Raw genomic sequence first — 10136 nt, 5'->3', positions numbered from 1 at the left:
GCTCGACTTGCATGTGTTAGGCCTGCCGCCAGCGTTCAATCTGAGCCATGATCAAACTCTTCAATTTAAAGTTTTGATTCCCTAAATAAATAGGGGAGGCTCAATGAATACTGAACATTACATTATGTAATGTTTGAATTGACTGTGCTCTCATTGGTTTTCACTTTTGAAAAGTGAAATAAAACAGCTCAAGGCTGCTTCCCAATTCGAATGGTCACTTCGTTTCATTGAAACCTAATTTGATACCGAAGTATCGAATTGGATTATCATCAACGAGTGCCCACACAGATTGATAGGTCTATATTGTTAAAGAGCTTGCTTCGTTAGCTTTACTATCGAAGCGGAGGCGTATTCTAATGAACTAACCCTTGGTGTCAAACACTTTTTTGAATTAATTTTTAGAAGCGTTTCTTTCGCCTCATTGCCAACTGCTTGTGCGTTTCCGCTTTGCCCTGACAACGGAGGCGCATTATAGGGAGATGTTTTTTCTTGGCAACCCTTTTTAATAAAAAAAATCAAAAAAAACTCCCAAGTGGGGAATAATTGCCCAAGTGATGATTTCTTACCCTAACTTATTAACTACAGGTAAAACAGTAGTTGTCGATATGTATTATTGCCTGGCCTAATACCAATAAAAAATCTAATTCTACGCGCCTGCAAATAATTCCCGGCAGGTTGACTGGCCATCAGACGATATAACACAGGTGGTAAATCTAAATAACGCAATCTCACCAGACCACTCCTCGCGCCTCCAGCCTCCTTTTCTTTTTAACGCCTGCAAAAATGCTCTCGGTTCGGGTAATGCCTGCCAGACACTCGGCAAAAACACCGCCCTGCGATAACCTTGTTCCAATAGCAACCCACAGCGATCCGATGCTAATTGAGCAAGCAATGCATCTTCACCTTGATTAATCATCGGCTCGAGGGGTGACAATATCGAGATTTCAAACCGCAACGAAGGCAAATCACGCTGACAAAGTGCAGTAAAACGGTGATCTCGCCTGGCACTGGAATAGGCATTATGACAAACATCCAGCCATAGCGGCTGGTGCGCTTCCAGGGTACCGATGCAGCCTTTGAGTTCATCATTGACATACAAAGTCACAAAACTGGCGCCCGGCTGCTGCAACTCCGGCTCAACCGGAGCGTCAGGCGCAGACCATTCTGACCCGCCTGCGGTCTGCTCAAGCACTTGCCAAACTAAGCGGATCAGCTCTCGCTCTGCGCTGCGTCCGTGATCAATAGAAGATGAAGCTGGCATAGCCGACCACCGTATCTGTTGGATCAGGTTCTCTTTCCTCTTCCCTCGCCATCACATCGCCCGAATTGCAATATTCGACCAACCGACAGCGCCAGAAGAGATCTTTGGCGTATTTAAGTAACCCATTCAAGGCATAACTTCCGCACGCTCTTTGTCCCGGGATCGCCGGAACAAAGTTCAGTACCTCGTCACAAGTAGCCCTATCCAGCGCCACCGCTTCAGGATAAGGATGGTAATGACTGAGATCGGTGCTAACCACGATCAGGCTATGTTCATCGGCTGCAGCTACCGAAATCAACTTTGCAACATCTTCTGCACTGCATTTACCGACGACGATCGGCAAAAGGCTAAACTCCGCCAAAGCAAATTGCAGAAAAGGCAACTGCACTTCAAGTGAATGTTCCCAGTGGTGTGCCTCATCGGAATAGGCTGCCAGGCCACTTTCTACCAACCTTCCGGCCGCTTGCCTATCCAGTTCAACATCACCAAGTGGTGTTTTAAAGAAATCTGCATGACTGACGGCGCAGCCATTCAGCGCCATATGATGACACGGTCCCAACAACACGACCTTCCGCGGGGGAGTGATACGATTTTTGATCAGCGTATAGGCACTGGCTGCGACTTTTCCGGAATAGAAATAGCCAGCATGCGGCACCACCAACGCATTGGGCGCGTGGCTCAAAAGAGGTGGCCCGGCCATCATGTTGGCGATTTGATGTCCTAGCTCATGTTTATTGGCACTGTAAAAGCGTCCTGCTACCGCGGGATTACGATATCTCATCCTTCTGACCTCCAAACGCTATACTTCTAGTGTAGGTCAAGTGGAGAAAAAATCGTGACGATGCAAACACCACCAGAATTCTTTCCGACCAAGTACTGGCATGCGCTCGACGATGGCCGAGTTTGCTGCGATGTGTGCCCACGCAAATGCACTTTACGCGAGGGTAAGCGTGGTGCCTGTTTTGTACGCATGCATAAGGATGGTGAAATCGTTCTCACCAGCTATGGCCGCTCATCCGGTTTTTGCATTGACCCTATCGAGAAGAAACCACTCTACCACTTTTATCCCGGTTCCAGCGTACTGAGCTTTGGTACCGCAGGCTGTAACCTCAGTTGCCAGTTCTGTCAGAACTGGGACATCAGTAAATCGCGGGAAATTGACACCCTGTGTGACGCGGCGATGCCCGATAAACTGGCTGAGATCACACGCAAGTATGGCTGCCGTAGCCTGGCTTTTACCTACAATGATCCGGTCGTGTTTATGGAGTATGCACAAGATGCTGCGATAGAAGCGCGTAAACTGGGGATTAAAAGTGTGGCGGTCAGTGCCGGCTACATGTGCGCGGAGCCACGTGCGGAATTTTATCGCCACATGGATGCAGCCAACATTGACCTCAAAGCCTTTACCGAACGCTTCTACCACAAAATTTGCCATGGTCATTTGCAACCGGTACTCGACACGCTGCGCTTCCTGAAACAAGAAACCACAACCTGGTTTGAAATTACCACCTTGCTGATCCCGGGAGAAAACGACTCCGATCAGGAACTGCACGCCATGTGTCAGTGGATACGCGAGCAGTTAGGCCCGGATGTCCCACTGCATTTCAGTGCCTTCCATCCGGACTTTAAAATGCTCGACAAGCCTCATACCCCGCTATCCACGCTGCGCCGGGCCCGTGATATCGCGCTGAGTTATGGGCTCCATTATGTCTACTGCGGCAATGTCCATGACACAGAATCTGACAGCAGTTACTGCCCCAACTGCCAGACCAAGGTGATAGAACGGGACTGGTATCGCTTAGGCCATTATCATCTGGATGACAAAGGACACTGTTTATCCTGCGGAACCCTACTGGCCGGTCGCTTTAGTGGCGGCAAAGAAGATTTCGGCCCGCGTCGTATTCCGGTACATTTATCCGATCAGTAGTGAAACTGAACTACGCCCAAATCCCCACTTGAGTTTCTATTCTGCTCGCCACTGGGGCGCGCTTGGGTATATACTCCGCGCATTCAATCTTCATATATAGAGAGGCGAATTCATGCGCTCTTTTGTTTTACGCGCTCGCGCGGCTCCGACCACCAGCAAAGCTCTAGTGGAAGGTGTCGGTCAGGAAGCTCATACCGAAATTTTGGCTCACACCATGATGAACACCATGTTTGTCGCCCAGTCACACCGTGAAGATGTGGTTGTCCATTTGGTTCTTGAGAGCACCAAAGATTACTCGCGCACCATCACTATTCGCTCGAATGACATCACTAATATCGGTGGTTTCCACGAATCGACCCTTATCGCTGCCGTGGCGCGTGCTCTGGACGCGTCTGTCGGCATGGGTAAGGAAGAGCTACGCGAAGTCGAACCGGGGATCACGGTGCGTACCATTAGCTTCGAGCGTTTAGTGCAAGAACTGGCTGAAGACCACCAGCTGTATATGCTGGATAAAAAAGGCGAATTCGTTCGCGATGCAGAAATTGGCGCTAACCCATGCTTCTTGCTGACCGACCATATTCCGATGCCGAAAAAGTCATTCAACAGCCTGAAACGCCTGGGCACTGAGAAAATCAGCCTCGGCCCTAAAATGCTGTTTGCCTCGCAGTGCGTGGTGCTGATCCACAATGAACTGGACATTCGTGAATTCTAGTTCTTCACTGACTAATCGTTAGATAATAAAAGAGGACTCGATTGAGTCCTCTTTTTATTTCCCGCGATTCAGAGTAGATGCTTACTTACCGCCAATGCTCAAGCGAGCAAAACGCACGTCGGGAGCGAAGAAGGTACGGCTATCGTTGATGAGTTGAGTATCACCCACTGCTTCCACTTCTTGCAGCATCTTGTAGAAATTGCCCGCCACGGTAATCCCGCGTACCGGTTGAACACGCTGGCCATCCCGACACAAGAAGCCACTCGCACCAAACGAGAAATCACCACTTACCACATCTGCGCCAGAGTGAACACCTTGCAACTCAACCAGCTCTAGGTATTCGCCCGCTTTCACTACTGATGCACTGCTGCTACCTGTCGCGATCACCTTGTGATTTGCGGAAACATCCAAACTCGACTTCGCACCGCGAGACGCACTCGCTGTTGAAACCGCACCTAAGTAGCTCGCCGTTTGGCTGTTGTGTAGTAACGTATTCAACTGACCATTCGCGATAAGCACGTTGTCTTGCGTCGCAAAACCTTCACTATCAAAGCCACAAATTGCCATGCCGCCTGGCATATACGCCGCATCGGTCAAGGTGATCAGTTCACTCGCCACACGTTGGCCCAGTTTGTCGCTCAGAGGGGTGAGGCCTTTCATAGCACTCACGCCGGAGAATGCACTACCGAAAGCACCGAACAAGCTGCTTAGCGCATTAATGTGGAAGATGGCCGGGTAGTTACCTGTTGCAACGGGTGCACCCTCTAGCAGATCACGCGCCAGGTTGTAACCTTCTTCGATACAGTAAGCAGAGTTCAGCTCATCAAAACGACGACCGACCGACACCCCACCAGCCATCGATTGTTTGCCATCTTTCTCAAACAAGGTATACGCATAACAGTTGGACGAGCGTTCAAAGTGCTGACACAAACTGCCTTGGGTGTTGGCAATGATCAGCTGAGTTTCACCGTCACTATAGCCATTGTATGGTGAGCTTGAAGCATGAGGCAGAGCCACAACGCCCTGCTCAAGAGCCAGAGACAGTTCGATTTTTTCGTCAACCGACGTTGTGTCTTCCTGAGCAATCTCAGCAACATCGGTAGTGATGTTGCTGTTCACGCAACTGATGGTTTGATGTTCATCTTGCTTAGAAAAACGAGCACTTTGCAGCGCGTTGGTCAGCATCAGATCCAGGCTTGGTTGCTCAAGTGACTCAGAATAACTGGTTGCCACTCGCGCATCTTTCACCACACGCACCCCCAGCACCTGGCCGGAGCTGACTTTGTATTCGTCCAGCTGGCCCTGGTTGGCTTTCAACGAGAAGCTGCTGTTACGATTGACGATCACATCCGCTTCAGCGCCCTGGCGCTTTGCTTCCGACAGGACGTAGTCAACCGCATTGAGTAGTTGTTGTTCTTGGCTCATTAGTTACCGCCTCCTACCAGAATATTGTCGACTTTGAGTGATGGCTGACCAACCGTAGTAGGCACCGAACCACTCACCGAACCGCACATCCCCGGTGCCAGCGCCATGTCTTTGCCGACCATGCTGATCTCTTTCAGTACCTTTGGACCGGTACTGATGAGGGTGGCGGTTTTCAGCGGTTTAGTGATTTTGCCGTTTTCGATTAAGTAGGCTTCACGCACGGCAAAGTTAAATTCTCCGGTACCCGGCTGCACAGAACCGCCGCCCATCTTCTTGGCATAAATGCCACGCTCAATTCCCGCCAGCATATCGTCTAATGAATGCTCGCCTTCCTCGATAAAGGTATTACGCATCCGCGAGGTTGGCGCAAACTTATAGTTCTGGCGACGGCCAGAACCCGTTGGTTCATAGCCAGTCTTCATGCCACCCATTTTGTCGACCATAAAGCTGGTGAGCTTACCGTCTTTGATCAGCTGAGTGCGCTGCGTTGGCATACCTTCGTCATCAACATGAGTTGAGCCCCATTCGTTAGTCATGGTGCCATCATCCACAGCATTCACCGCCGTATGAGCGATCATCTCACCCATCTTGTCGTGGAATACCGATGCTTTCTTCGCAACTGAAGTGGTTTCTAGCAAGTGACCACACGCTTCATGGAAGATCACGCCACCAAAACCGTTACCAATCACGACTGGCATCTCGCCCGATGGACACGCATCCGCACCGAGCTTAACCAGTGCTTGTTGGGCGATGGTTTGCCCAAGCTCTTTGGCATCCAACTGCTCGCTGAACTCCCAGCCTGCTAGTGCGCCCGGACCTTCCATGCCAGAAGCCTGCTCGTCGCCCTTTTGTGCCACGGTATTACCCGCAACACGAATGTAATGACGTGTATCATCGACATGCAGCCCTTCAGAATTGAAGATGGTGACTTGCTGCTCGCGTTGCAGCACACTACCAATGAACTGGCTGATGTGTTCACTCTCTGCACGCGCGGCTTGGTCCACTTTCAACAGGAAAGCGATTTTAGAATCTAGGTTGGCATCTTTGCTCAATGGCATGCGACAACCGTGTTGCTCTGGGTAGCGGTTCAGATTCAAGGAACCTGCTGAGACGATTTTCTCACGTTTGTCTTTTGCGGCAAGCAGTGAGGTTACGCGTTTAAGTTCGGCTTCATCGGTACTGTTGGTGTAGCCATACAGCACTTTGTGTCCAAAGAAGAGACGAATACCGATACCAAAATCGATACCCGAGTTAACCTTATCCACTTCACCAGAGGCTATCTGGACTGTGTTGGTTTGATGATGTTCAACAAATAGCTCAGCGAAATCAGCCCCTAAAAAGAGGGCATGATCAATTACCGCTTTCGCCGTTACTGAATTAAGCATGAAGTCTCCTTGCTTGTTAATCGTTCCTGCCATCCTCACCTTTGGCAGCATAACTTCGTCCCGTACCAGAACCGGTGTACGGTTGGTCTTGATTATGACGCCAAAGGCACATTGGCAACGCAGAAAATCTTAACACTTTTTTAACCTTCTTTTATGCCAATCCTTGCGTATTAAGGGAACGATTATTTAGCTAATATTCCGATATTACGCTATCAGATAGTGACTTGCGCTAGCAGTTTCAACCCGGCGCATCATTTGCACTAAAATTGCCCAAGACCACACCAACAACCTGAAATGACGTAATCCCCGCCCCTCTGCGCCGCTGGTTAAAGAAGCGCTTCTCACCTCTCATATTTATACAAATACTTCACTAAGAAAGAAAAAGTACGTGCCCAGCTGTAGCGTCAGCTGCTATTATCGGCTCGAAATAGTCGGGGAGCCAATGCACTATCTGCAGCGGCTGAGATCGAAGTTCGAGACCCGTTGAACCTGATTCAGTTAATACTGACGTAGGGAACTATACACACTTTGCCCTGCTGGCCATCACTCTCAGGCTAGCCTCAATAGATAAGATCACTGATCTTTCTTTTGTCACGGCCAGAGTCAGTTCCTGTACGTCTTGTAATAGGAGCGATCCATGGCACAACAAGCACAGCCGTATTCACAAGACATTCATGCACCCTCTACACCGATCGTGTTGACGATTGCGGGATCCGACAGTGGCGGTGGCGCCGGCATTCAAGCCGACATCAAAGCCATCTCAGCAACTGGTGGGTTTGCCTGTTCGGTGATCACCGCTATCACATCTCAGAACACCCAAGGCGTATCAGCCATTTTTCCTATCCCACTTGACCACGTCGAAAGCCAGCTGGACGCCGTGTTCAGCGATCTCAATATCGTCGCAGTGAAAGTAGGGATGTTAGCCGATTCCAATATCATCAAAGTGGTAACCAATAAGATCAAACAGTACCAGCCAAAACACCTGGTGATCGATCCGGTCATGGTCGCCACCAGCGGTGATTTACTGCTGGAACAATCCGCCATCAGCACCCTTAAACAGGACCTGATCCCGCTGGCTGATATCATTACCCCCAACCTACCTGAAGGTGCGGCATTAACCGGAAAAGCAATCCCCGAATCTGAAGCAGAGATGAACGCCATGGTGGCCGATTTACGCGCACTGGGAGCGAAAGCGGTTCTGCTAAAAGGTGGCCATTTAGAGGCTGATAAAAACAGCAATGACCTTCTGATCCTGCAGGGCTCTTCCGAGCTTCTCAGCGCCAAACGTTTCCCGACCAGAAACACCCACGGAACGGGCTGCACGCTTTCTTCAGCAATCGCCTCATACCTTGCCCAGGGCAACAACCTGCATAAATCGGTTTATCTGGCTAAACAATATATCTCACAGGCCATTGCCCATGCTGATCAACTGGATGTCGGTAAAGGCCACGGCCCGGTGCACCACTTTTTTACCGGCCATATGTACGTCCGCTAACCCAGTTCAAATCCAGATAAATAACGCCAGCCTGCAATAGCGAGTCCACGCAAGCTTTCGTTGAGAGTGAAACATGCACTACCAAGACTTGATCACCGCTTGCCACCAAGACTGGCAAGCGTATACCGAACACCCGTTTGTCCAACAGTTAGCGCAGGGGCATTTAGCCCAGCCATGCTTTATGCATTATTTGAAACAGGATTTCCTGTTCCTGAAACAGTACGCCCGCGCCTATGCTTTAGCGATATATAAAGCCCACTCATTAGAAGAGATGCTCCATGCGCTGTCAGGCGTGCATGCACTGCTCGACTCGGAAATAAGCCACCATATCAGCTATTGTGGCCAGTGGGGGCTGACCGAATCTGATCTTGAAAACGAGCCGGAAGATTGCGCCACCGTGGCCTATACCCGCTACGTACTTGATACGGGGATGAGCGGCGATCTGGTTTCACTCTATACCGCACTGGCACCCTGTTCGCTCGGCTATGCACAGATCGGTAAAAGTCTGATAGAGAACCAAAACACGCTTATCAACGGCAACCCCTACGCCTGCTGGATCAACCTGTATGGCGGAGAGGCATTTCAGGCCGGGGTAGCCAAAAGTGCCGCCCACTTCAATCAGCTCCTGGCTGGGATCGACCGCCACAGCCAGCGCGGTCAACACCTGATACAAGTGTTCAAAACCGCAACCCGGCTGGAAGTCGCGTTCTGGCAACAAGGCCTTAATGCACTGCCTCTCAACATCAGATAAGCCAGTTTGTAATCTTAGACGGAATGATTTGACACTACGTTGATTTGGTTTTCACACCACTTAGCTTAAGATAGCCGCCTGTTATTTACTGGCGGCAACATCTTTAATGAAAACAAAAAAATACGGCTTAATCATGCTAGCTTTATTGCTGATGGGCATCATCTCTTTATCGTTTTTTAGCACGGTACATGAACTCACTACACCCGTAACTGATCTGGTTGGCCTCCTGTTTACCCTGCTAACTGACTCCGCAGGTCATAAAGGATTTCTTATCACTCTGATTGTTCTGGCACTTTCCCTTTACCGGTTTAAGCTGAACAAACCGGATTGGATACAACAACTGTCTCTGCTGGGCGTTCTATTGGTGATTGGTTTCGCCAGTAAAACGGGACTGAAGTTGGTAACCGAGAGTCCACGCCCCTACACTGAACTACTGGCAGCGGAGCAACTGATAGAACATCCATCATCGTTCTATCAACTGACCACCGAACAGCAAGCTAATCTCATTCAACAGGTTTCGACCAAAGTCAGTGACTGGCGTACCCGCCATTGGCAAGGTGAAAAAGACTACTCATTTCCGTCAGGCCATACGATTTTCGTCGCCATCTGTCTGGCCTTCTTCGGAGGGTTAATGCTAATGAAACGATGCTACGTCTCTGCCTTTGTGTTATGGAGCTGGGGTATGGGAGTGGCGTACAGCCGCTTGTGGCTGGGTATGCATCGCGTCGAGGATTTAATTGGCTCTGTGGTATTTGTCGCGATTGTATTTGCTCTGTTTCCCTCCTTCCAGCTCACCAATAAGCGGCCTTTCATCTCTTTAAGCGCAAAATAACCTGTTCTATTAGATAGAAAAGAAGCCGGCCATTTGCTGGCTTCTTACTTTCAAACGCTACTTTTCTGGCCATGATCAGCGGCCCCCAAGAGACAAACTGCTGATAAAACCGCTAACCAGACTCACACATGATGTTAGCCCGCCGCTTCATATCAGCGAGCGGCTGCTCACCCACGCAGCACCGCAAGCGATAATCCGGCCCTGATAACCGTTACCCGGCCTGGTATTTGGCACCCAAGACCAGCACCAGCATGGCTTGCGCCTTAATGTCGCCAACTCGTCCGGAGAATAACCTGACACAGTACAATGCCGTTGTTCGCTCAGGTGATCGCACAACACGTTCCTCAA

General features: G+C 49.9%; 10 protein-coding genes, 1 rRNA gene and 1 riboswitch. Of the genes, 5 read left to right on the top strand and 6 right to left on the bottom strand.

All coding sequences use genetic code 11. The annotated features are described in order from the left end of the window. The 3 genes from P2G85_RS19570 to amrB all read right to left on the bottom strand — a co-directional run. Positions 1–67, bottom strand: a 16S ribosomal RNA gene (locus tag P2G85_RS19570); the annotation flags it as partial. A gap of 579 nt (positions 68–646) precedes the next feature. Then, complete coding sequence (amrA, locus tag P2G85_RS19565; RefSeq protein WP_275865747.1) at positions 647–1261, bottom strand: AmmeMemoRadiSam system protein A; 615 nt, start codon at positions 1259–1261, stop codon at positions 647–649. Continuing rightward, positions 1239–2042 carry an AmmeMemoRadiSam system protein B gene (amrB, locus tag P2G85_RS19560; RefSeq protein WP_275865746.1) on the bottom strand — a complete coding sequence of 268 codons (804 nt, stop codon included), beginning with the start codon at positions 2040–2042 and terminating at the stop codon, positions 1239–1241. The genes amrA and amrB overlap by 23 nt, the downstream gene beginning before the upstream one ends. 60 nt (positions 2043–2102) lie before the next feature. On the opposite strand from amrB, the gene amrS reads away from it, so the two are divergent. Both amrS and trmY read left to right on the top strand, forming a co-directional pair. Then, positions 2103–3188: an AmmeMemoRadiSam system radical SAM enzyme gene (gene amrS / locus P2G85_RS19555; RefSeq protein WP_275865748.1), complete on the top strand. Its 1086-nt coding sequence runs from the start codon at positions 2103–2105 to the stop codon at positions 3186–3188. A 112-nt stretch (positions 3189–3300) separates the two neighbouring features. Beyond that, a complete protein-coding gene (gene trmY / locus P2G85_RS19550) occupies positions 3301–3900 on the top strand; it encodes a tRNA (pseudouridine(54)-N(1))-methyltransferase TrmY (protein ID WP_275865745.1) in 600 nt (199 codons plus the stop codon). A gap of 81 nt (positions 3901–3981) precedes the next feature. Here the strand turns inward: trmY and P2G85_RS19545 are convergent, their stop codons facing one another. Together P2G85_RS19545 and P2G85_RS19540 are read right to left on the bottom strand one after the other, a co-directional pair. Then, positions 3982–5325, bottom strand: coding sequence for a TldD/PmbA family protein (locus P2G85_RS19545; protein ID WP_275865744.1), 1344 nt, complete (start codon positions 5323–5325; stop codon positions 3982–3984). Then, the gene (locus P2G85_RS19540) at positions 5325–6710 is read right to left on the bottom strand and encodes a TldD/PmbA family protein (RefSeq protein WP_275865743.1); all 1386 of its coding nucleotides are present in this window, start codon (positions 6708–6710) and stop codon (positions 5325–5327) included. Before P2G85_RS19540 ends, P2G85_RS19545 begins: the two co-directional genes overlap by 1 nt. A gap of 422 nt (positions 6711–7132) precedes the next feature. Continuing rightward, positions 7133–7243: riboswitch (TPP riboswitch) on the top strand. 104 nt (positions 7244–7347) lie between these two features. Between P2G85_RS19540 and thiD the strand changes: the two genes are divergently transcribed. The 3 genes from thiD to P2G85_RS19525 all read left to right on the top strand — a co-directional run bounded on the left by thiD (position 7348) and on the right by P2G85_RS19525 (position 9788). Continuing rightward, a complete protein-coding gene (thiD, locus tag P2G85_RS19535) occupies positions 7348–8205 on the top strand; it encodes a bifunctional hydroxymethylpyrimidine kinase/phosphomethylpyrimidine kinase (protein ID WP_275865742.1) in 858 nt (285 codons plus the stop codon). A gap of 73 nt (positions 8206–8278) precedes the next feature. Then, complete coding sequence (locus P2G85_RS19530; RefSeq protein WP_275865741.1) at positions 8279–8956, top strand: TenA family protein; 678 nt, start codon at positions 8279–8281, stop codon at positions 8954–8956. Between the two features lie 106 nt (positions 8957–9062). Next, on the top strand, positions 9063–9788 hold the full coding sequence (locus P2G85_RS19525) for a phosphatase PAP2 family protein (RefSeq protein WP_275865740.1): 726 nt from the start codon (positions 9063–9065) through the stop codon (positions 9786–9788). 211 nt (positions 9789–9999) lie between these two features. Here P2G85_RS19525 and P2G85_RS19520 read toward each other — a convergent pair whose 3' ends face one another. Continuing rightward, positions 10000–10122, bottom strand: a complete 123-nt coding sequence (locus P2G85_RS19520) for a hypothetical protein (RefSeq protein ID WP_275865739.1) — start codon at positions 10120–10122, stop codon at positions 10000–10002. Positions 10123–10136: the final 14 nt, after the last annotated feature.

The sequence above is a fragment of the Vibrio sp. CAU 1672 genome, from assembly GCF_029223195.1.
Taxonomy (GTDB): domain Bacteria; phylum Pseudomonadota; class Gammaproteobacteria; order Enterobacterales; family Vibrionaceae; genus Vibrio.
This window is presented reverse-complemented; position numbering and strand designations above follow the sequence as displayed.